Annotated in this window: 18 protein-coding genes; 17 read left to right on the top strand and 1 reads right to left on the bottom strand. The window is 68.2% G+C overall.

Annotation, left to right across the window (positions count from 1 at the left end):
* The first annotated feature begins 35 nt into the window (after positions 1–35).
* The 5 genes from trpB to G554_RS0103815 all read left to right on the top strand — a co-directional run bounded on the left by trpB (position 36) and on the right by G554_RS0103815 (position 9,251).
* Positions 36–1,310, top strand: coding sequence for a tryptophan synthase subunit beta (trpB, locus tag G554_RS0103795; protein ID WP_051232385.1), 1,275 nt, complete (start codon positions 36–38; stop codon positions 1,308–1,310).
* Positions 1,307–2,152 (top strand): tryptophan synthase subunit alpha, encoded by an 846-nt coding sequence (gene trpA, locus G554_RS0103800; protein ID WP_027586868.1) that lies wholly within the window; start codon positions 1,307–1,309, stop codon positions 2,150–2,152. The genes trpB and trpA overlap by 4 nt, the downstream gene beginning before the upstream one ends.
* Before the next feature lie 38 nt (positions 2,153–2,190).
* Positions 2,191–3,066 carry a prolipoprotein diacylglyceryl transferase gene (lgt, locus tag G554_RS14520; protein ID WP_425393335.1) on the top strand — a complete coding sequence of 292 codons (876 nt, stop codon included), beginning with the start codon at positions 2,191–2,193 and terminating at the stop codon, positions 3,064–3,066.
* 202 nt (positions 3,067–3,268) lie between these two features.
* Positions 3,269–7,789 (top strand): glutamate synthase large subunit, encoded by a 4,521-nt coding sequence (gene gltB / locus G554_RS0103810; RefSeq protein ID WP_027586869.1) that lies wholly within the window; start codon positions 3,269–3,271, stop codon positions 7,787–7,789.
* Positions 7,782–9,251, top strand: coding sequence for a glutamate synthase subunit beta (locus G554_RS0103815; protein ID WP_027586870.1), 1,470 nt, complete (start codon positions 7,782–7,784; stop codon positions 9,249–9,251). Before gltB ends, G554_RS0103815 begins: the two co-directional genes overlap by 8 nt.
* A 21-nt stretch (positions 9,252–9,272) precedes the next feature.
* Here G554_RS0103815 and G554_RS0103820 read toward each other — a convergent pair whose 3' ends face one another.
* Positions 9,273–9,941 (bottom strand): HdeD family acid-resistance protein, encoded by a 669-nt coding sequence (locus G554_RS0103820; protein ID WP_084648293.1) that lies wholly within the window; start codon positions 9,939–9,941, stop codon positions 9,273–9,275.
* A 116-nt stretch (positions 9,942–10,057) separates the two neighbouring features.
* Between G554_RS0103820 and dnaE the strand changes: the two genes are divergently transcribed.
* The 12 genes from dnaE to yajC all read left to right on the top strand — a co-directional run bounded on the left by dnaE (position 10,058) and on the right by yajC (position 22,841).
* Entirely contained in the window at positions 10,058–13,627 is a 3,570-nt protein-coding gene (dnaE, locus tag G554_RS0103825; RefSeq protein WP_027586872.1) for a DNA polymerase III subunit alpha, read from the top strand.
* Between the two features lie 5 nt (positions 13,628–13,632).
* Complete coding sequence (locus tag G554_RS14525; protein ID WP_071162146.1) at positions 13,633–14,286, top strand: hypothetical protein; 654 nt, start codon at positions 13,633–13,635, stop codon at positions 14,284–14,286.
* Positions 14,287–14,295: 9 nt separating this feature from the next.
* Complete coding sequence (gene hisD / locus G554_RS0103835; RefSeq protein WP_027586873.1) at positions 14,296–15,600, top strand: histidinol dehydrogenase; 1,305 nt, start codon at positions 14,296–14,298, stop codon at positions 15,598–15,600.
* Positions 15,601–15,644: 44 nt separating this feature from the next.
* The gene (locus G554_RS14530; protein WP_036924530.1) at positions 15,645–16,817 is read left to right on the top strand and encodes a histidinol-phosphate transaminase; all 1,173 of its coding nucleotides are present in this window, start codon (positions 15,645–15,647) and stop codon (positions 16,815–16,817) included.
* Positions 16,814–17,434: an imidazoleglycerol-phosphate dehydratase HisB gene (hisB, locus tag G554_RS0103845; protein WP_154654165.1), complete on the top strand. Its 621-nt coding sequence runs from the start codon at positions 16,814–16,816 to the stop codon at positions 17,432–17,434. Before G554_RS14530 ends, hisB begins: the two co-directional genes overlap by 4 nt.
* Before the next feature lie 57 nt (positions 17,435–17,491).
* Positions 17,492–18,118, top strand: coding sequence for an imidazole glycerol phosphate synthase subunit HisH (gene hisH / locus G554_RS0103850; protein ID WP_036924496.1), 627 nt, complete (start codon positions 17,492–17,494; stop codon positions 18,116–18,118).
* Between the two features lie 27 nt (positions 18,119–18,145).
* Positions 18,146–18,889, top strand: coding sequence for a bifunctional 1-(5-phosphoribosyl)-5-((5-phosphoribosylamino)methylideneamino)imidazole-4-carboxamide isomerase/phosphoribosylanthranilate isomerase PriA (gene priA / locus G554_RS0103855; RefSeq protein WP_027586876.1), 744 nt, complete (start codon positions 18,146–18,148; stop codon positions 18,887–18,889).
* A 187-nt stretch (positions 18,890–19,076) separates the two neighbouring features.
* Positions 19,077–19,871, top strand: a complete 795-nt coding sequence (locus tag G554_RS0103860) for a YebC/PmpR family DNA-binding transcriptional regulator (protein WP_027586877.1) — start codon at positions 19,077–19,079, stop codon at positions 19,869–19,871.
* A 62-nt stretch (positions 19,872–19,933) separates the two neighbouring features.
* Entirely contained in the window at positions 19,934–20,485 is a 552-nt protein-coding gene (ruvC, locus tag G554_RS0103865) for a crossover junction endodeoxyribonuclease RuvC (RefSeq protein WP_027586878.1), read from the top strand.
* Positions 20,482–21,093, top strand: a complete 612-nt coding sequence (gene ruvA, locus G554_RS0103870; protein ID WP_027586879.1) for a Holliday junction branch migration protein RuvA — start codon at positions 20,482–20,484, stop codon at positions 21,091–21,093. The genes ruvC and ruvA overlap by 4 nt, the downstream gene beginning before the upstream one ends.
* A gap of 83 nt (positions 21,094–21,176) precedes the next feature.
* Complete coding sequence (ruvB, locus tag G554_RS14535; RefSeq protein WP_051232387.1) at positions 21,177–22,238, top strand: Holliday junction branch migration DNA helicase RuvB; 1,062 nt, start codon at positions 21,177–21,179, stop codon at positions 22,236–22,238.
* 153 nt (positions 22,239–22,391) lie between these two features.
* Entirely contained in the window at positions 22,392–22,841 is a 450-nt protein-coding gene (gene yajC, locus G554_RS0103880; protein WP_027586880.1) for a preprotein translocase subunit YajC, read from the top strand.
* Positions 22,842–22,888 lie beyond the last annotated feature (47 nt).

Genomic DNA, 22,888 nt, shown 5'->3' on the forward strand with positions numbered 1-22,888 from the left:
GTCACGGCGGGCATTCGTCTAGTGAACGCGAGAACATGATTTCCAGCACGCCTTCCACATCTCCCGGATCCACCGCACCCCAGATGCCCGATGCCACCGGCCACTTCGACCAGTTCGGCGGTCGGTTCGTCCCCGAGGCGCTGCAGGCCGCCCTCGACCAGCTCGAGGAGACCTTCGACCAGGCGATGGACGATCCGGACTTCCATGCCGAGCTCGATGATCTTCGGCGCAACTACGCCGGGCGGCCCAGCCCGCTCACCGAGGCGCACCGGTTCGCCGAGTACTGCCACGGCGCGCGGGTCTTCCTCAAACGCGAGGACCTCAACCACACCGGCTCCCACAAGATCAACAATGTGCTGGGCCAGGCCCTGCTGGCCCGCCGGATGGGCAAGCACCGGCTGATCGCCGAGACCGGGGCCGGTCAGCACGGGGTGGCCACCGCCACGGTGGCGGCGATGCTCGGCATGAAGTGCCGGGTCTACATGGGCAAGGTCGACACCGACAGGCAGGCTCTCAACGTCGCCCGGATGCAGCTGCTGGGTGCCGAGGTGGTCGCCGTGGAGGCCGGCTCCAAGACCCTCAAGGACGCCATGAACGAGGCGATGCGCGACTGGGTCACCAATGTCTCCGACACCCACTACCTGATCGGCACGGCGTCCGGCCCGCATCCCTTCCCGAAGATGGTCAAGCAGTTCCAGCGGGTGATCTCCACCGAGTCGCGCGCCCAGATCCTGGAGATCACCGGGGAACTTCCCGATGCCATCTGCGCCTGCGTCGGCGGCGGCTCCAATGCCATCGGCTCCTTCGCCGAGTACATCGGCGTCTCGGGGGTCAAGCTGTTCGGCTTCGAGGCCGGCGGCGAGGGAGTGGCCACCGGACGCCATGCGGCGTCGATCACCGGCGGTTCGATCGGGGTGCTGCACGGCACCCGGACCTACATCCTCCAGGATGAGGACGGCCAGACCATCGAGTCCCATTCCATCTCTGCAGGCCTGGACTATCCCGGCGTCGGCCCCGAGCACTCCTGGCTGGCGCGCACCGGCCGGGCCACGTACCTGCCCATCAACGACGACCAGGCGATGGAGGCTCTGGAGATCCTCACCCGCACCGAGGGGATCATGCCGGCCATCGAGTCGGCCCACGCGGTGGCCGGGGCCATGCAGATCAGCAAGGACCTGGAGGGCAAGGACGGCCGGCCGCCGGTGATCATCATCACCATCTCCGGGCGTGGCGACAAGGACGTCGACACCGCACTGAAGTGGTTCGGCCTCGACGGCAGCGTCGACGCCACGACAGGAGGCATGAAGTGAGCAGCAGTGCAGGGGCCTACCGGGCCGCACGAGCCGAGAACCGACCGGCCCTGGTCGGCTACCTGCCGGTCGGCCATCCGAATGTGCACGACTCCCTGAAGGCCATGAAGGCCCTCACCGAGGGCACCCAGGGGGTCGGGGTCGACCTGGTCGAGATCGGGCTGCCCTACTCGGACCCGATGATGGACGGCACCGTCATCCAGCACGCCACCACCACCGCGCTGGCCCGCGGGGTGCACACCCGAGACGCGCTGCGTGCCGCCGAGGCGGTGGCCTCCACCGGGACCCACTGCGTCGTGATGGCGTACTGGAACCTCATCGAGCACTACGGGGTCGAGGCCTTCGCCCGCGACCTCGCGGCCGCCGGCGGATCGGGACTGATCACCCCGGATCTGACCCCTGACGAGGCCGGGCAGTGGTTCGAGGCCTCCGACGCCCACGGCCTGGACCGGATCTTCCTGGTGGCGCCCTCCTCCACCCAGCAGCGTCTGACCCGCACGGTGCAGGCCTGCCGCGGCTGGGTCTACGCGACCAGCGTGATGGGGGTCACCGGGGCTCGCACCAAGACCTCCAATGCCGCCCCCGAACTGGTGGCCAGGGTCAAACAGGTCGACCCGGAGATCCCGGTCGGAGTGGGTCTGGGAGTCTCCAACGGGGACCAGGCCGCCGAGATCGGTGCCTTCGCGGACGGCGTCATCGTCGGCTCGGCCCTGGTGCGCACCCTGGTCGAGGCCGACGAGTCGGGCGAGGGGGTTGCGGCCGGGATCGCCCGGATGCGCACCATCGTCGACGACCTGGCCGCCGGGGTGCGGCGCGCCCGGGTCACCGAGGCAGCCCGGTGAACCCTGCCTCCCCGCCGGCTGCGGCCCTGCCGCGAACTGTGCTGTCGATCCCCAGCCCCTCCTTCAGCCAGTTCTCGATCGGGCCGGTGACGATCCACATCTACGCGCTGTGCCTGCTGGCCGGGATCGTGGTGGCCTACCTGATCGGACAGCGGCGCTACCGCGGCCGCGGCGGGTCCGACGAGGATTTCGAGTCGGTGGCGATCTGGGCTGTGATCTGCGGGATCATCGGAGCCCGGATCTACCACGTCATCACCGACCACGAGCTGTACTTCGGCCCCGGGAGGACCTGGTACCACGCCTTCTACATCTGGCAGGGCGGGCTGGGGATCTGGGGATCGATCAGCGGTGGGGCGATCGGGGTGCTGTGGGCCTGCCACCGGCGGGGCCTCACCTTCGCCCCGATGGCCGACTCGCTGGCCCCCGGCATCCTGATGGCCCAGGGCATCGGGAGGCTGGGCAACTGGTTCAACCAGGAGCTGTTCGGAAGACCCACCACCGCGCCATGGGGGCTGCAGATCGACCCGGCCCACCGACCGCTGGGGTACCTGCAGTACCAGACCTTCCACCCGACCTTCCTCTACGAGTTGATCTGGGATGTCGCCGGTGCGCTGTTCCTGCTGTGGGTGGACCGGCGCTGGCGTCTGGAGCGCGGTAAGATCTTCGCGCTGTACGTCGTGGTGTACACCTTCGGCAGGTTCTGGGTGGAGAGGCTGCGCATCGATCCGGCCAACCACTACGGCGGATGGCGACTCAACTCGTACACCGCCGTGATCGTCTTCGTCATCGGGCTGATCTGGTTCTGCTGGCTGCTGAGGTTCCGTCCCGGTGCCGATCCCAGACCGGTCTCGGCCGGCGTCGCGGACGACTCGCCGGAGGCTGGGCCGGATGAGCCCGGCGATGCGCAGGAGTGATCAACCGCTATGTCAGATTGCGGACATGCGTTTCATCCAGTGGGCACATTGTGGCACTGTGAGGAATACCCGCGCCGTGCTGATGGATTGGCCCGGGCTGGCATTGCTCCGGGCGGGCGGTTCTGAACCCTGAGATAGTTCCTCAGCGAAGCTGTGGAGCTGCGAGCCCACCGCGCCGGGTGGAGTCTGAAAGGAGACCCAGATGACCTTTGGCCATCACCCCAAGCAGGGGTTGTACGACCCCTCCTTCGAGCATGACGCCTGCGGCGTCGCGTTCGTCGCCACGATGACCGGTGTCGCCAGTCATCGGATCATCGAGCAGGCCCTCGAGGTGCTGCGCAATCTGGATCACCGTGGCGCCACCGGCGCCGACCCGGCTGCCGGTGATGGTGCAGGAATTCTGGTCCAGATCCCCGACGCCTTCCTCCGGCGGGTCACCGGCCTGAGGCTTCCCGAGCCCGGTTCCTACGCGGTCGGGATGGCCTACATGCCCGCCGACGAGGCCAAGCGGGCCCGATCCCGCGCCGTCATCGAGCTGATCGCCGCCGACGAGGGCATTCAGGTCCTCGGATGGCGTGAGGTCCCGGTGCGCACCGAGACCCTGTCGCCGATCTCGCTGTCGACCATGCCGCATTTCGAACAGGTGCTGATCAGCGCCCGCGATGGCCGGGTCGGGATGGACCTGGAGAGGCTGGCCTTCGTGCTGCGGCGCCGCGCTCAGCACGAGGCAGGGGTCTACTTCGCCTCGCTGTCGGCGCGCACCCTGGTCTACAAGGGGATGCTCACCACCAATCAGCTCGAGGAGGTCTTCCCCGAACTCGGCGACGAGGACTTCACCAGCGCCCTGGCCCTGGTGCACTCCCGGTTCTCCACCAACACCTTCCCCACCTGGGAGCTGGCCCATCCCTTCCGGATGATCGCCCACAATGGCGAGATCAACACGGTGGCCGGCAACCGCAACTGGATGCGTGCCCGCGAGGCGCTGCTGAAATCCGATCTGATTCCCGGCGAGCTGTCCCGGCTGTACCCGATCTGCACTCCCGGCGGGTCCGACTCGGCATCCTTCGACGAGGTCCTCGAGCTGCTCCACCTGGCCGGCCGAAGCCTGCCCCACGCCGTGCTCATGATGATCCCGGAGGCCTGGCAGAAGAGCGTCCACATGGATCGCAAACTGCGTGATTTCTACGCCTTCCACTCCTTCCTGATGGAGCCCTGGGACGGCCCGGCCTGTGTCACCTTCACCGATGGCAATCAGATCGGCGCGGTGCTGGACCGTAACGGTCTGCGGCCGGCGCGCTACTGGGTGAGCGACGACGGCCTGGTGGTCTTCGCCTCCGAGTCCGGGGTCCTCGACATTCCCGCCGAGCACATCGTCCAGAAGGGCCGACTTCAGCCGGGCCGGATGTTCCTGGTCGACCTGTCGGACCACCGGATCGTCGACGACGCCGAGATCAAGGAGACGTTGGCCGACGGGGCCCCCTACGGGGAGTGGCTCAAGGGGACCATGAACCTCGACGAGATCCCCGACCGTCCGCACATCGTCCACTCCCACTCCTCGGTGACCCGACGCCAGCAGCTGTTCGGCTACACCAACGAGGACGAGCGGGTGCTGATCGCCCCGATGGCCAACAACGGCGCCGAGGCGCTCGGTTCGATGGGGAACGACACACCGTTGGCGGTGCTGTCGAACAAGCCGCGGATGCTGTGGGACTACTTCACCCAGCTCTTCGCCCAGGTGACCAACCCGCCCCTCGACTCGATCCGCGAGGAACTGGTCACCTCCCTGACCGGTTCCATCGGGCCTGAGAGCAATCTGCTGGCCCCCGGCCCGGATTCCTGTCGCCAGCTGGTCATCAACTATCCGATCCTGGACTCCGACCAGCTGGCCAAGATCGTCCACATCAACGCCGACGGCACCCATCCGGGACATCAGACCCATGTGGTCCGCGGGCTGTTCCAGATCGACCTGGGCGGCGAGGGACTGGCCGCCCGGCTCGAGGAGATCCGCGCCGAGGTCTCGGAGGCCATCGAGGAGGGCGCACGGATCATCGTGCTGTCCGACCGGCACGCCACCCGCGAGCTGGCCCCGATCCCCTCCCTGCTGCTCACCTCGGCGGTGCACCATCACCTGGTGCGCCAGAAGACCCGCACCCAGGTCGGCCTGGTGGTGGAGGCCGGCGATGTCCGCGAGGTCCATCACGTCGCCCTGCTGATCGGCTACGGCGCATCGGCGGTCAATCCGTACCTGTGCTTCGAGACGGCCGAGGACATGGCACGCCACGAGACCTTCGTCAAGGTCAATCCCGATGCCGCCATCCACAACGTCTACAAGGCGCTGGGCAAGGGGGTGCTCAAGGTGATGAGCAAGATGGGCGTCTCCACCATCTCCTCCTACACCGGGGCCCAGATCTTCGAGGCCACCGGCCTGTCCCAGGCCTTCATCGATGAGTACTTCACCGGCACCACCAGCCAGATCCAGGGCATCGGGTTGACCGAGATCGCCGCCGAGATCGCGCTGCGTCACCGCCGCGCCTACCCCGAGACGGGGGTGAGGCTGCCGCACCGCACCCTTCCGGTGGGCGGTCAGTACCAGTGGCGTCGCGAGGGTGAGGAGCACCTGCTCAACCCGGAGACGGTCTTCCGCCTCCAGCAGGCCACCCGGACGGCCGACTACGACCAGTTCAAGCGCTACACCGACCTGGTCGACGAGAACTCCTCACACCTCATGACGCTGCGCTCGCTGCTGGAGTTCAGCCATGACCGGCCCTCGATCCCGATCGATGAGGTGGAACCGGAGACCGAGATCGTCAAGAGGTTCGCCACCGGCGCGATGAGCTACGGCTCGATCTCGATGGAGGCCCACCAGACCCTGGCGATCGCGATGAACCGGATCGGTGGCAAGTCGAACACCGGCGAGGGCGGCGAGGACCCTGAGCGGTTGCACGATCCATCACGCCGCTCTGCCATCAAGCAGGTCGCCTCCGGGCGCTTCGGGGTCACCAGCGACTACCTGGTCAACGCCGATGACCTGCAGATCAAGATGGCCCAGGGAGCCAAGCCCGGGGAGGGCGGACAGCTGCCCGGCCCGAAGGTCTACCCGTGGATCGCCCGGACCCGGCACGCCACCACCGGAGTCGGGCTGATCTCCCCGCCCCCGCACCATGACATCTACTCGATCGAGGACATCAAGCAGCTCATCCATGACCTCAAGTGCGCCAACCCGCGCGCCCGGGTGCATGTCAAGCTGGTCGCCGAGGCCGGGGTCGGAACAGTGGCCGCCGGGGTCTCCAAGGCCAAGGCGGATGTGGTGCTGATCTCGGGCCACGACGGTGGCACCGGCGCAGCCCCGCTGACCTCCATCAAGCATGCCGGCGGACCGTGGGAGCTCGGTCTGGCCGAGACCCAGCAGACCCTGCTGATCAACGGGCTGCGCGACAGGATCGTGGTGCAGTGCGACGGTCAGCTCAAGACCGGCCGCGACGTGATGATCGCGATGCTGCTGGGAGCCGAGGAGTACGGCTGCGCCACCACCGCCCTGGTGGTGGAGGGGTGCATCATGATGCGCAAGTGCCACTCCGACACCTGCCCGGTCGGCATCGCCACCCAGAACCCCGAGCTGCGCAAGAAGTTCGCAGGTGACCCCGACCACGTCGTCACCTTCTTCATGTTCATGGCCCGCCAGGTCCGCGAGTACCTCGCGGAGCTGGGCTTCCACTCGGTGGAGGAGGCGGTCGGCCATGTCGAGGTGCTCAGGGCCCGCTCGGGTATCACCCACTGGAAGGCCCGTGGGCTGGATCTGTCCCCGGTGCTGGCCCAGGTCGAGGTGCCCTTCGGCCAGACCCTGCACCATCGCATCGACCAGGACCACGAGATCGACGAGAGCCTCGACGTCTCCCTCATCGAGCTGGCCGCCCCCGCCCTGGAGCGCGGCGAGCCGGTGACCGAGAGGCTCCCGATCCGCAATGTCGATCGCACCGTCGGCACCATGCTCGGCAACCGGGTGACGCTGGCCACCGATGGCAGGGGACTTCCGGACGGCACCATCAACCTCACCTTCGATGGCACCGCCGGGCAGAGTTTCGGCGCCTTCCTGCCGGCCGGCATCACCCTCAAGCTGATCGGCGACGCCAATGACTACGTGGCCAAGGGACTGTCGGGAGGACGGATCATCGTCACCCCGCCCGAAGGCGTCGTGTTCCGCCCCGAGGAGCAGATCATCGCCGGCAATGTCATCGGCTACGGTGCCACCAGCGGTGAGATCTTCCTGCGCGGAGTGGTCGGCGAGCGCTTCTGCGTGCGCAACTCCGGGGCCACCGCGGTGGTGGAGGGGGTCGGTGACCACGGTTGCGAGTACATGACCGGTGGCGAGGCCCTGGTGCTGGGACCCACCGGGCGCAACTTCGCCGCGGGTATGTCGGGTGGCACCGCCTGGGTGCTGCACCTGGACCCGACCCGTCTCAACCCGGAGATGGTCGACGGTCTGCCCCTGGAGGCTGCCGATCTGGTGCGGGTCCGCGAGCTGCTGGCAGCTCATCAGGAGGCCACCGGGTCCACCGTGGCAGCCGACCTGCTGGCCGCCGATGACGAGGCGCTGGCCGCCGCCTTCACCAAGGTGGTGCCCCGTGACTACGCTCGTCTGCTGAAGGTGGCCAACCAGGCCAGGGATCTCAAACTGGACGAGGAAGCAACGACTGAGCTGCTGATGGAGGCTTCCAATGGCTGACCCGCGCGGATTCATCAAGTACCCCCGACAGGTGGCGGAACGCCGTCCTGTCGCCGAGCGCCTGGAGGACTGGGAGGAGGTCTACCCGGGAACGCCCGGACGGGCCCTGCTGCCGATCATCACCGAACAGGCGGCCCGCTGCATGGACTGCGGCATCCCGTTCTGCCACAGCGGCTGTCCACTGGGCAATCTCATCCCGGAGTGGAACGATCTCATCTGGCGTGACGAGTGGCGCGAGGCCCTGGAGCGGCTGCATGCCACCAACAACTTCCCGGAGTTCACCGGGCGGCTGTGCCCGGCACCCTGCGAGACCGCCTGCGTCGAGGGGATCAACCGGGACCCGGTGACCATCAAGAACATCGAGGTCTCGATCATCGACAAGGCCTGGGAGGACCGCCGGGTCATTCCGGAGGTTCCCGACTGGCACTCCTTGAAGACGGTGGCAGTGGTGGGTTCCGGACCCGCCGGACTGGCAGCGGCCCAGCAGCTCACCCGGGCCGGCCACACCGTGGTCGTCTACGAACGGGCCGACGCCATCGGCGGCCTGATGCGCTACGGCATCCCCGAGTTCAAGCTCGAGAAGGCGGTCCTGGACCGCCGGGTCAAGCAGATGGACCTGGAGGGCACGGTCTTCAAGACCAACGTCGAGATCGGCGTCGACATCACCGGCGAGGAGCTGCGCGAGCGGTTCGATGCCGTGGTGCTGGCCATCGGCTCGACCACCCCCCGCGACCTGGGAGCACCGGGCCGCGAGCTGGAGGGGATCCACCAGGCGGTGTCCTACCTCACGCAGAACACCAAGGTGGTGCACGGCGCCGAGATCCCCGACCAGGTGGTGGCCACCGACAAGGACGTCATCATCATCGGCGGCGGCGATACCTCCAATGACTGCCTGGGCACGGCACTGCGCCAGGGAGCCCGTTCAGTGACCCAGCTGGAGATCATGCCCCATCCGCCGGCCGAGCGTCCGCAGGGCCAGCCCTGGCCGACCTACCCGATGATCTACCGGGTGGCCAGCGCCAATGAGGAGGGCGGCGAGCGGGTCTACGCCACCAACACGATGGAGTACGTCGGCGACGAGCAGGGCAGGGTGCGTGCCCTCCAGGTCACCGAGGTGCGCCGGGAGGGACGTTCCTTCGTACCGGTTCCGGGCACCGAGCGGGAGCTGCCCGCCCAGCTGGTGATCCTGGCGATGGGCTTCACCGGCCCCCAGCAGGAGGGTCTGGTCTCCGAGCTCGGCCTGGACCTGGATGGTCGCGGCAATATCGTCCGCAACAAGGACTTCTCCACCTCGGTGCCAGGAGTCTTCGCCTGCGGGGACGCCGGTCGCGGCCAGTCGCTGATCGTGTGGGCGATCGCCGAGGGCCGTTCGGCGGCCAACGGGGTGGACGCCTACCTGTCGGGGAGCCGCTCGGTGCTGCCTCGCCCGATCGATCCCTCCACCCGTCAGCTGATGGTCTGATCGCCGACGGGCAAGGACCGATCAGCGCCCTCCGGTGATCTGCGGATCATCGGAGGGCGCCTCGGGTTCACCGTGGTCGGAGACCACCTCGCCCTCGATCACGGTGCCGGACCCGGCCGGGCCAGCGCCCCTGCCGATCACGGCGGTGAGGTGACGCAACCCCAGCGCCAGGCCGATGTGGGCACCGCCGTAGGCGATCACTCCCATTCCGATCAGCCATCCCATCGCCGTCACCCCGAACCCCGGACGGGTCAGCGCCGCGACCCCCAGGCCCAGGCACACCACGCCGGCGAGCAGCGAGGAGATCCAGGCCCGTCGGCTGAAGGGCACCAGCACCAGGGTCACCCCGAGCAGGAACATTCCCAGCAGCAGCACCCATGCGCCCACCAGGACCACCACGACCCGCATCGCCGGTCCCGGGTGCCAGACCATGAACCCGCCGGCCAGCAGGCCGAGTATCCCGAAGAACACCAGGGCCCGCCTCCCGGGAAGGCCGGCCAGCAGCCTGGAGTCGACCAGGTTGAGCACGGCGTCGACCAGCACATAGATGCCCAGCACGACCACCAGGGCCGCCATCGTGGGATCCGGCCACACCAGAGCCATCACCCCGGCCGCCAGTGCCAGCACCCCCTTGACCAACGGGAGCCACCACAGGGCTCTGAGCCTTCGGGTCAGTGATTCACTGGACATGAGCCCAGCATATGAGCCGCTCGGCAGCGCGGTGGTCGACCCAGCAGGGTTCCGGAACCCCTCGGTCGGCTTCGGGGGGCTATCGTGATCCCGATCCCGACCCGAGAGGTGTATCCGTGGCACGGTCCGACTTCGTCCATCTGCACACCCACACCGAGTACTCGATGCTCGACGGTGCTGCCAGCAACGACAAGCTGTTCGCCGAGGTGGCCCGTCAGGGGATGCCCGCAGTGGCGATGACCGACCACGGCAACATGTTCGGGGCCTACGAGTTCTTCCAGCTGGCCAAGAAGTACGACGGTGACAAGAACCCGGCGGTCAAGCCGATCATCGGGGTGGAGGCCTATGTCGCCCCGAGCTCCAGGTTCTCGCGGGTCCAGGAGTTCTGGGGGAGGGGCCGCGGGTCCAGCGGGGACCCGGACTCCGAGGGCGGCAAGGACGTCTCCGGAGGCGGCCGCTACACCCATATGACCCTGTGGGCGAAGAACGCCACCGGTCTGCACAACCTGTTCAAGGCCTCCTCGTTGGCCTCCTACGAGGGCTACTACATGAAGCCGCGGATGGACCGTGAGCTCATCGCCACCTACAGCGAGGGAGTCATCGGGTCCACCGGATGTCCCTCGGGCGAGGTCCAGACCCGGCTGCGGCTGGGCCAGTTCGACCAGGCCTGCGCCGCCGCCGGCGCCTACCAGGAGATCTTCGGGGCCGAGAACTACTTCTGCGAGTTGATGGATCACGGCGTCCCGATCGAGAAGGAGGTCCGGGCCGACCTGCTGAAGCTGGCCGCCAGGCTCAGGATCCCGCTGCTGGCCACCAACGACTCGCACTACGTCACCGAGGACCAGGCCGACGCCCACGACTCGCTGCTGTGCGTCGGAGTGGGGCGCAACAAGGATGACCCGAACCGGTTCCGCTTCAACGGCTCGGGCTACTACATCAAGACCTCCGAGCAGATGCGCGAGCTGTTCCCCGACCATCCCGAGGCCTGCGACAACACGCTGGCCCTCACCGAGATGATCGAGCCCTATGACGAGGTCTTCAGCTACGTCGACCGGATGCCACAGTTCGACGTCCCCGAGGGCGAGACCCAGGAGTCCTGGCTGCGCAAGAAGCTCGAGAAGGGGCTGGCCGAGAAGTTCGGACCCCATCCCCCCAAGGAGGTGCTCGAACGGGTCCAGACCGAGCTGGCCACCATCGAGCCGCTGGGCTTCTCCTCCTACTTCCTGGTGGTCTCCGATATCTGCGAGGCGGCCCGGTCGATGGGAGTGCCGGTGGGGCCGGGCCGCGGGTCGGCGGCCGGATCGATGGTCGCCTACCTCACCGACATCATCCAGATCAACCCGCTGGAACACGATCTGCTGTTCGAGCGCTTCCTCAACCCCGAGCGGGTGAACCCGCCCGACATCGACCTGGACTTCGACGACCGCCAGCGCGACCGGGTGATCGACTACGTCACCCACAAGTACGGCAAGGAGTACACCAGCCAGGTCAACACCTTCGGCAAGATCAAGGCCAAGAACGCCGTCAAGGACGCCAACCGGATCCTCGGCTACCCCTTCGGGCTGGGCGACAAGATCACCAAGGCGATGCCCCCCGATGTGATGGGCAAGGGGGTCCCGCTCTCGAAGATCTTCGACCCCAAGGACCCCCGCTACGCCGAGGGAGGTGAGTTCAGGGCCCTCTACGAGGAGAACCCCGATGTCCACAAGATCGTCGACACCGCCCGCGGTATCGAGGGGCTGATCCGCGGCACCGGCGTCCACGCCTGCGCCTTCATCCTGTCCAGCGCCAAACTGCTCGACCTGGTCCCGATGCACCGTCGCGACAAGGACGGCACCATCATCGCCGGCTTCGCCTACCCCCAGCTGGAGGAGATGGGGCTGATGAAGATGGACTTCCTCGGCCTGCGCAACCTCGGCATCATGGACCACTGCCTCAAGATCATCAAGGCCAACCGGGGCGAGGAGGTCAACCTCCAGAAACTTCCGCTGGACGACAGGAACACCTACGAGCTGCTGTCGCGCGGCGACACGCTCGGCGTCTTCCAGCTCGATGGCACCGCGATGCGCTCGCTGCTGCGGCTGATGAAGCCCACCAGCTTCGACGACATCATTGCCGTGATCGCCCTCTACCGGCCCGGCCCGATGGGTGCCAACGCCCACATCAACTACGCCGAGCGCAAGAACGGCCGGCAGCCCATCACCCCGATCCATCCCGAGTTGCGGGACGCCCTCGACGAGATCCTGGCCCCGACCTACCACCTGATCGTCTACCAGGAGCAGATCATGTCGATCGCCCGCAAGCTGGCGGGCTACACCCTGGGCGGCGCCGATCTGCTGCGCCGGGCGATGGGCAAGAAGAAGAAGTACATCCTGGACCAGAACTTCGTGCCCTTCCAGGCCGGGATGCGCAAGAACGGCTACTCCGACGAGTCGATCAAGGCGCTGTGGGATGTCATGGTGCCCTTCGCCGGATACGCCTTCAACAAGTCCCACGCCGCCGGCTACGGGCTGGTGTCCTACTGGACGGCCTACCTCAAGGCCAACTACCCGGCGGAGTACGGCGCCGCGCTGCTCACCAGCGTCGGCGACGACAAGGACAAGATGGCCCTCTACCTGTCCGACATGAGGGCCAAGCACATCAACGTGCTGCCCCCCGACGTCAACGCCTCCTCGCTGGCCTTCACGGCGGTGGGCACCGACATCCGGTTCGGGCTGGGAGCGATCCGCAATGTCGGCGAGCACCTGGTCGACTCGATGATCGCCGCCCGCGACGAGTACGGCCCGGCGGGCGACTTCTTCGAGTTCCTCGATCACATGCCCATCGAGGTGTGCAACAAGAGGGCCATCGAGTCCCTCATCAAGGCCGGCGCCTTCGACTCGATGGGCCACTCCCGGCGAGGCCTGATGAGTGTCTTCGAACCGGCGGTGGACGCCGTGATCGACCTCAAACGCAATGAGGCCAACGGCCAGGACGACCTGTTCGGGATGGGCGGCGGGGGAGAACCCGCCCAGCTCGGGGTGGAGCGGGTGGTGCCCACCGAGGACTGGGACAAGCGCACCACCCTGGCCTTCGAGCGAGACATGCTCGGGCTCTACGTCTCGGACCATCCGCTGCACGGTCTGGAGGCTGCCCTGGAGGCCGAGCGGGACATCCCGATCGCCACCCTGATGGCTCCCGACGGGCCGCGCGAGGGTCAGTACACCATCGCCGGGATGGTGACCCAGGTGCTGCGTCGAACCACCAAGAACGGCGACATCTGGGCCTCCCTGACGCTGGAGGACCTGGACTCGGCGATCACCGTCGCCTGCTTCCCGAAGGTCTACCAGCGGGTCGAGCCGCTGCTGGCGGTCGATACCATCCTCAAGATCCGCGGCCGGGTCCGGGAACGGGATGACGCCGCCGAGATGTCGGCCTCCGATATCACCGTGCTGGATCTCACCGAGGCCGGCAATGCACCGCTGACCATTGCGCTGCGGGCAGGGCGCTGCACCCCCTCGGTGGTGGCGGATCTGCGCACCGTGCTGCGCTCCCATCCGGGAGCCTGTGAGGTGCGCCTGCAACTCAAGGAGGCCTCGGCGACCACCGTGTACAGACTGGCCGATGAGCTCAAGGTGACCTCCGACCAGCCGCTGATGGCCGATCTCAAGGCTCTGCTGGGGCCCTCCTGCATCCCGGGACGATGACAACCATGACTCAGACACCCACCGACCACACCGCTGCCCGACCGCCGGCGATCCGGACCAACCGGCACGCCCCGCTGCTGCGGGGCATCTCGGTATTCCTCATCCTGTCCCTGGTGGTGGGTGGAGTGTCCGGCCTGGTCTGGGCCTCGGTCGCCGAGCTGCCCAGTTACCGGATCAACTCCGACGGCTCGGCCAGCATGTCCGAACGCGGTCTGGCCCAGGTCTTCTCCTCCGACAGCAGTTTCTGTCTGGTCGGGCTGGTCACCGGGCTGCTGCTCGGCCTGCTCGCCTGGTGGTGGTTCTCCCGGCGCGGGGTGCTGGTGGTACCGATCGCCGCGGTCGGGGCCCTGATGGCCTGCCTGACCTGCTGGTGGATCGGGATCCTGGTGGGCCCCTCAGGGTTCGCGATCCGGATCTCGGGTGCGAAGGCAGGGGACCTGGTACCGATCGACCTGGCCCTTCGCAGCTGGCCCCCGGTCCTGGTGTGGCCCTTCGCGGCACTGGTGCCGGTGCTGGTGATCTCGATGGTCCGGTGGGATGCTGCGGAGCGGTCACGGCAGGACCGGCCACGGCGTCGCCGTCGTCCGCCCTCCGCCGAGCCCGCCCGGTCGGCTCGCGGCGGTACGGACAGCTCGGCGGGGCTCAGCCCGGATCACTAAACTGATGCTGTGATTCGAACCGTGGACCTCACCTCCTCCGATCCAGATGACTACCGCAGCGTCGTGCCCAGGGCCGACGTCGACGTCGACTCGGCGATGACCGCGATCGCGCCGGTCTGCCAGGCGGTGCGCAGCCGAGGCGAGGAGGCGCTGCGGGAGTTCAGCCTCAAGTTCGATCATGTCGAGCCCGAGGAGCTCCGGGTCCCGGTCCATGAGCTTGCCCGGGCCTCCAGCCAGCTCAGCCCGACCCTCCGATCCGCCTTCACCGAGTCGATCCGCCGGCGTCGCACGGTCTGCGAGGAGGCGGAGTTGGAGAGCTCCGCCGAGCCCGTCGAGGTGGCCCCCGGGGCCACCGTGGCCCAGCGCATCATCCCGGTCCAGCGGGTCGGTCTCTACGTGCCCGGCGGGTTCGCCCCACTGGCCTCCAGTGTGATCATGAATGTCGTGCCGGCTCAGGTGGCCGGGGTCTCCTCGATCGCGGTGGCCTCGCCCCCTCAGGCCGAGCTCGGCGGACTGCCGCACCCCAACATCCTGGCGCTGTGCGACATCCTCGGCATCGACGAGGTCTACGCCGTCGGCGGGGCGCAGGCGATCGCGATGTTCGCCTACGGGGTGCCGGGACTGTGTCCCAGGGTGGACATGGTCACCGGCCCGGGCAATGTCTACGTGGTGGCCGCCAAGCGCTACCTGCGAGGGGTGGTCGGCATCGACTCCGAGGCAGGCCCCACCGAGATCGCGGTGCTGGCCGACGACACCGCCGACCCGAGGCTGGTGGCCGCCGATCTGATGAGCCAGGCCGAGCACGACCCGCTGGCCGCTGCGGTGCTGGTCACCGATTCACCGGCCTTGGCCGAGCAGGTCCGCACGGAGCTGGAGCCGATGGTGGCGGCCACCACGCACTCCGAGCGGATCCGCACCTCGCTGGGTTCGGCCCAGTCCGCGATCGTGCTCGTCCGAGACATCGAGCAGGGCCTCAAGGTGGTCGACGGCTATGGTGCCGAGCACCTGGAGATCCAGACCGCCGACCCCGAACAGGTGGCGGCCCGGGTGCACAACGCCGGGGCGATCTTCGTGGGCCCCTGGTCCCCGGTCTCGCTGGGCGACTACTCGGCCGGTTCCACCCACGTGCTGCCCACCGCCGGATCGGCGGCCTACTCCTCGGGGCTCTCGGTGCGCAGCTTCATGAAGGCCGTCCACGTCATCAACTACTCCCAGCGCGCCCTGGACCAGCTGTCGTCCCCCGTGGAGGCCTTCGCGCTGGCCGAGAACCTGCCGGGACATGCCAATGCCATCACCATCAGGAGGGGTCTGTGAGCTCCCAGAACCAGGACACTTCCGAGCGGCTCCCGGGCCAGCCGATCGCCCGGGTCAACCCGATCACCCTGGCCGAGCTGCCGCTGCGTCCCGAGCTGGTGGGGGAGGAGCCCTATGGTGCCCCCCAGCTCGACGTGCCGGTCTGCCTCAATGTCAACGAGAACCCCTACCCGCCCTCCGAGGCGGTGCGCCGAGACATGGCCCATGCGATCGCCAAGCAGGCCGGCGGGCTCAACCGCTACCCCGACCGCGAGGCCGAGGGGCTGCGCGCCGATCTGGCGGAGTACATCGGCTTCGGTGTCGGCGGCAACCAGATCTGGCCGGCGAACGGCTCCAACGAGGTGATGACCCAGATCCTGCAGGCCTTCGGCGGGCCGGGCCGCACCCTGCTCACCTTCACCCCGACCTACTCGATGTACCCCGAGTACGCCCGTAACACCCACACCGACTACGTCACCTCCCCCCGCGACGAGTACTTCGGACTGGACTCGGCACGGGTCCTCTCGGCGATCGCCGAGTCCGGGGCGGATGTGGTCCTCATCACCTCCCCGAACAACCCGACCGGCACCGCCACCCCGGTCGCCGTCATCGACGAGGTGTGCGCCGGCACCGATGCCCTGGTAGTGGTCGATGAGGCCTACCAGGAGTTCAACGACACCCCGGAGGACTCGGCCATCGCGCTGCTGCCCAAGTACGGCAGGCTGATCGTGGTGCGGACGCTGTCCAAGGCCTTCGCGCTGGCCGGTGGCCGGGTCGGATACGCCGTCGCGGCACCTGCTGTGATCGATGCGCTACGAATCGTGCGGCTGCCCTACCACCTCTCGGCGACCACCCAGACGGTCGCCCAGGTGGCTCTGCGGCACGCCCCGGAGATGCTCGCCCGGGTCGACGAGCTGCGCCAGACCCGCGCCCAGATGGAACAGTGGCTGCGGCTGCACGGCTTCGACGTGGTGCCCAGCCAGTCGAACTTCCTGCTCTTCGGCCGGTTCGCCGACCGGCACGCGGTGTGGGCGGACTTCCTGGCCCACGGCGTGCTGATCCGCGAGGTCGGACCCGAGGGCTATCTGAGGGTCTGCGCGGGGACCCCAGCCGAGGTGGACGCCTTCGAAGGTGCCGTCCTGGAGGTCTGCCGGCACGCCGAGATGATGCCCGCCCCCGCCGGTGAGGCGATCAGTTCCAAGAAGCAGGTCCGCATCTCCTCCCAAGGACAGTCCTGATGAGCCGTACCGCACACATCATCCGCAACACCTCGGAGTCCCAGGTCGACGTCTCCATCGATCTGGACGGCACCGGTGAGTCCACCATCTCCACCGGGGTCGGCTTCTACGATCACATGCTCACCGCACTGTCGAAGCACTCCGGCATCGACATGGAGATCCACACCACCGGCGACCTCGAGATCGACGGTCACCACAGCGTCGAGGACACCGCGATCGGGCTGGGTCAGGCACTGGCCCAGGCCCTCGGCGACAAATCCGGCATCACTCGCTTCGGGGACGCCATGGTGCCCCTGGACGAGGCCCTGGCCCAGTGCGTCGTGGACGTCGCCGGCCGGCCCTATGTGGTGTGCAGCGGGGAGCCGGAGTCCCAGATCACGGTGCGGATCGGCGGTTCCGGCGTGGCCTACCAGGGGTCGATGACCTACCACGTGGTGGAGTCCCTGGCCAGTAACGCCGGACTGTGCGTGCACCTGCGGCTGCTGGCCGGACGTGACCCGCACCACATCTGCGAGGCCCAGTACAAGGCTCTGGCGCGGGCGCTGCGGATCGCGGTGGCTCCCGACCCGAGGATGGCCGGCCAGGTCCCCAGCACCAAGGGCACTCTCAACGTCTGAGACGGTGTCCCGGCATCCCGTCGACACGTCGGGACATGACTTCACAGGAGGTATCCCATGACCGCAGTGGCGAAGGTCGGAGTCATCGACCACGGTTCGGGCAATCTGCACTCCGCCTGCCGGGCGCTGTCGGTGGCCGGGGCCCAGGTGGTGCTGTCGAGCGATCCGGACGAGCTGGACCGCACCGACGCGCTGGTGCTGCCCGGGGTCGGCGCGTTGGGCGCCTGCATGGCCGGGCTACGGAGGATGGGCGGCGACGAGCTGGTGGCCGGCTGGGTCGAGAGGGGGCTCCCGCTGCTGGGGATCTGCGTCGGTCACCAGATGCTCTTCGAGGACGGCGAGGAGCGAGGCGAGGCGGTCAGCTGCCTGGGCGTGCTGCCGGGGTCGGTAACCATGCTGCCGGCCGAGAGACTTCCCCATATGGGCTGGAACCGCGTCGAGCCCTGCCCGGGAAGCCGACTGTTCGCAGGTGTCGAGGACCAGAGGTTCTACTTCGTGCACTCCTATGGCGTACTGGCCGACTCACCGCACAGCGGGATCACCACCTGCACCCACCAGGAGGCCGAGTTCGTGGCGGCCACCGAGCTGGGCCCGGTGTGCTCCACGCAGTTCCACCCGGAGAAATCGGGGGCGGCAGGCGCCAGGCTGCTGCGCAACTGGCTGAGCCTGCTGGAGGCCGACTAGGCCGATCGGCCTTGATAGGGTCGGCACGTGACCCAGGAACTGACTCTGTTACCGGCCGTCGATGTGCAGGACGGCCAGGCCGTCCAGCTGCAGCAGGGGGTGGCCGGCTCTGAGAAGGTCTTCGGCGACCCACTGGATGCGGCCCGCCGGTGGCAGTCCCAAGGGGCCCACTGGATCCACCTGGTGGACCTGGACGCCGCCTTCGGACGCGGCTCCAACACCGAGCTGATCCGTCGAGTGGTCGGCGAGATGGACGTCAACGTCGAGGTCTCCGGGGGAATCCGCGACCAGGCCAGCCTGGAGGCCGCCCTGGGTGCCGGCGCCACCCGGGTCAACATCGGCACCGCCGCACTGGAGCACCCGCAGTGGTGCGACGAGGTGGTCGCCGAGTTCGGCGATCGGGTCGCCATCGGGTTGGACGTCCGCGGTGACCGGTTGGCGGCCCGCGGCTGGACCCAGGAGGGCGGTGACCTGCTGGAGGTGCTGACCCGGCTGGAGGAGGCGGGCTGCCGCCGTTACGTCGTCACCGATGTCAACAGCGACGGGATGCTCACCGGGCCCAATTACGATCTGCTCGGCAAGGTCTGCGCCCGCACCCAGGGTCATGTGGTGGCCTCCGGCGGGGTCTCCACCCTGGAGGATCTGCGCCAACTGCGCGGCCTGGTGCCGATCGGGGTGGAGGGGGCCATCGTCGGCACCGCTCTGTACCTGGGCAACTTCTCACTTCCCGATGCCCTGCGGGTCTGTCACGACCAGCCCGCCCAGGTCTGAGCGCTCCGGAGCCCGGGCCGGCCCCATTTCCACAGCGGGGGACCGGCGTCGCACCGGTGTAAACTCAAGGGTCGTTCGCGCGGGCACGCCCTGCGCCCAGTTCTGGACTGTCGTGCTACGGCAGCAAGACTGACCAACCAAGACTGATCCACACAGCAGTCAAGTTCTCAGATCGGGAGGAGAGTCCATGAGCGGTCACTCCAAGTGGGCCACCACCAAGCACAAGAAGGCGGCCATCGACGCCAAGCGCGGCAAGCTGTTCGCCAAGCTCATCAAGAGCATCGAGGTCTCGGCCCGGGTCGGCGGCGGGGATCCCTCGGGCAACCCGACCCTCTTCGATGCCATCCAGAAGGCCAAGAGGAACTCGGTCCCCAATGACAACATCAACCGGGCCGTCAAGCGTGGCTCCGGGGAGGGCTCCGACGCCGTCACCTACGAGACCATCATGTACGAGGCCTACGGCCCGGCCGGCATCGCCATCCTCATCGAGTGCCTCACCGACAACCGCAACCGCGCCGTCTCCGATGTCCGGGTGGCCGTCACCCGTAACGGCGGGACGATGGCCGACGGCGGGTCGGTGCAGCGGCTGTTCCAGCGCAAGGGTGTCGTCGAGGTCCCCAAGAACTACGAGGTCGAGGACGGTCGCAGGACGATCACCAAGCAGGTCTCCGAGGACGATCTGCTGGAGGCCACCCTGGAGGCCGAGCCGGAGGACATCGTCGATGAGGGCGACTCCTTCGAGATCATCTCCGATCCCAATGTGGTGGTCGACGTCCGCAAGGCCGTCCAGGCCGCCGGAATCGACTACGACTCCGCCGAGGTCTCCTTCCGAGCCGACTTCGAGCAGCCTGTCGATGTCGACGACGCCCGCAAACTGTTCAAGATCCTGGATGCTCTCGACGATCTGGACGACGTCCAGAACGTCTTCTCGAATGCCGACGTCTCCCCCGAGGTGGCGGCTGCGCTCGAGGACGAGGACTGACCGGACAGCCGGTGCAGCGGCCCAGTCAGGTCACCTCATCAGACCGACGACTGCTGAGGGTGATGGGGGTCGACCCGGGGCTGACCCGTTGCGGGGTGGCGATGGTCGAGGGCGGCTACGGCCGCCCGCTGACCCTGGTGGCCGTCGGGGTGATCCGAACCCCGGCCGATCAGGACACCTCCAGGCGGTTGCTGCGGATCCACAACGAGCTGGAGGAGTGGTGTCAGACCTACCGCCCCGACCAGGTCGCGATCGAGCGGGTCTTCGCCCAGCACAACCGCTCGACGGTCACCGGCACCGCGCAGGCATGCGGACTGGCGATGGTGGTGGGGGCCAGGCACGGGCTGCCGGTGGCACTGCACACCCCCAGTGAGGTCAAGGCCGCGATCTCCGGTTCCGGGCGGGCCGACAAGGCCCAGGTCGGGCTGATGGTCGCGCGGGTGCTGCACCTGGCCGCGCCGCCCAGACCTGCCGACGCCGCCGACGCGGTGGCCCTGGCGATCTGCCAGATCTGGCGAGGTGCCGCAGACCAGCGACTGGCCGATGCCGCGGCAGCCCAACGCGCCGCCCTGGGTGGGCGGCGTCCCCGTTCATGGAAGGATCTGGCACGGTGATCTCGCATCTGCACGGCACGGTCTCGGCCGCCGGGCCCACCTGGGTGGTGCTCGACATCTCCGGGTTCGGTCTGAAGGTCAACTGCCCGCCGGCCACCGCCGCCTCGGCCAGGATCGATCAGCCGATGTCGCTGTCGACCTCCTTGGTGGTCCGGGAGGACTCCCTCACCCTGCACGGATTCACCACCGCGGCCGACCGTGACGCCTTCGAGCTGGTCCAGAGTGCCTCGGGGGTCGGCCCGAAACTCGCGATGGCGATGCTGTCGGTGCTGGACGCCGACCAGCTGGCCGCAGCCCTCGGCGCAGAGGATGCCGCGACCCTGTGCCGGGTGCCTGGAATCGGGAAGAAGGGGGCCGCGAAACTGATCCTGGAACTCAAGGACCGCGCCCTGCTGTTCTCCTCCGGCTCGCTGCCCGGTGCGGCCGCCCCGGCGGCGATCGGCGGCGCCGAACCCTGGCGCGAGCAATTGGTCGACGGGCTCACCGGACTCGGCTGGTCGGCCCGCGACGCGGAGCGGGCTGCCGAGTCGGTCGCCCCGATGCGCCAGGAGGATCCCGATGTGACGATCGGGACCCTGATGAAGGCGGCGCTGCGGAGTCTGGCCTGAAGCTGCTGGTACTGGACACCGGGCGGTCCTGTCGGTGCCGATGACTAGGCTGACCTGCAGGACACCTGACGAGAAGAGGGGTAATGGAGAACTCGCCGGTCGATCCCTGGGCCGAACCGCCTGAGAAGGCCGAGGAGGCGGCGCTACGCCCCGGCGCACTGGCGGAGTTCCGCGGCCAGCCGAGGGTGTCCGACCAGCTCGGCCTGGTGCTGGAGGCCGCCAGGGCCCGCCAGACCACCCCCGACCATGTGCTGCTGTCGGGCCCACCGGGGCTGGGCAAGACCACCCTGGCGATGATCATCGCCGCGGAGATGGGCTCGCCGATCAGGATCTCCTCGGGGCCCGCCATCCAGCACGCCGGGGACCTGGCGGCGATCCTGTCCTCCCTGGTGCCCGGCGAGGTGTTCTTCCTCGACGAGATCCACCGGATGTCCAAGCCGGCCGAGGAGATGCTCTACCTGGCGATGGAGGACTTCCGGGTCGACGTGGTGGTCGGCAAGGGTCCCGGGGCCACCGCCATCCCGATCGAGATCCCACCCTTCACCCTGGTCGGTGCCACCACCCGTGCCGGTCTGCTGCCCGGCCCGCTGCGCGACCGATTCGGCTTCACCGCCCAGTTGGAGTTCTACGACCCGGCCGATCTGGAGGCCATCATCACCCGCTCGGCCGGAGTGCTGGGGGTGAGCCTGGCCGATCGCACCGCTGCCACCATCGCCGGGCGCTCGCGAGGCACCCCACGGATCGCCAACCGGCTGCTGCGCAGGGTTCGCGACTATGCCGAGGTCAATATCGGCGCCGGTCCGGTGCAACCCGATGTGGCCGCCGCCGCACTGGATCTCTACGAGGTCGACCCGCTGGGCCTGGACCGGCTGGACCGGGCAGTGCTGGACGCCGTCTGCGCCAAGTTCGGTGGCGGACCGGTGGGTCTGTCGACCCTGGCGATCAGCGTGGGCGAGGAGCCCCAGACCGTCGAGGAGGTCGCCGAACCCTTCCTGGTGAGGCTGGGCTTCCTGATGCGCACTCCGCGGGGCCGGGTCGCCACCGGGAGAGCCTGGGCCCATCTGGGCCTCACCCCGCCTGCCGACACCCTCGGTGCGGCCGGTTCCAGCACGACTGCCTCCGCCAGCGAGGCGGGCCTGTTCTGAGCAGGCTCCGGGCTGGCAGCGGCCTGTGCATTCGGCGGTGTCCTCGGGCCTGAGCCTGCCGACGGAGGACGATCGGGGCCCGGGCGGGTAGCATGTGTGCGGGTCAGTCCTCTTCCACGACAGTCTTCACCCAAGACAAGTTAGGGATCTTTCATGCCACTTCTTGCCAGCCTCGGCGGCCTGATGCCGATGGTCATCGTCCTCATCCTGTTCCTGGGGTTGATGTCCTTCACCACTCGCCGCAACATGAAGAAGCAGAAGGAGGCCCGCCAGCAGATGGAGAACTCGATGGGCGAGGGCTCCCGGGTGATGCTCACCAGCGGGATCTACGGCACCATCACCCATATCGGTGACAAGCAGGCCATCGTCGAGCTGGCTCCCGGAGCGGAGATCGTGGTCGTCAAGCAGGCCATCAGCAAGGTCGTCGAGCCCTCCGAGGAGGAGTTCTCCTTCGCCGATGAGGCCGCTGCCCCGGTTGTCGCAGGCACCGTCGAGCCCGCTGCCGACCAGTCTGCCTCCCCGGCGGACGAGCTGGGAGTCGCCCCCGAGGCTGTCAACCCGCAGGCCGATGTGCCGGCCACTCACACCAAGACGTCGGAGTAGTCTCCGGGCCGGAACGCTCCGGTCTGCACCCTGACACCCCACCACAG

Source organism: Acidipropionibacterium thoenii DSM 20276, from assembly GCF_000423445.1.
Taxonomy (GTDB): domain Bacteria; phylum Actinomycetota; class Actinomycetes; order Propionibacteriales; family Propionibacteriaceae; genus Acidipropionibacterium; species Acidipropionibacterium thoenii.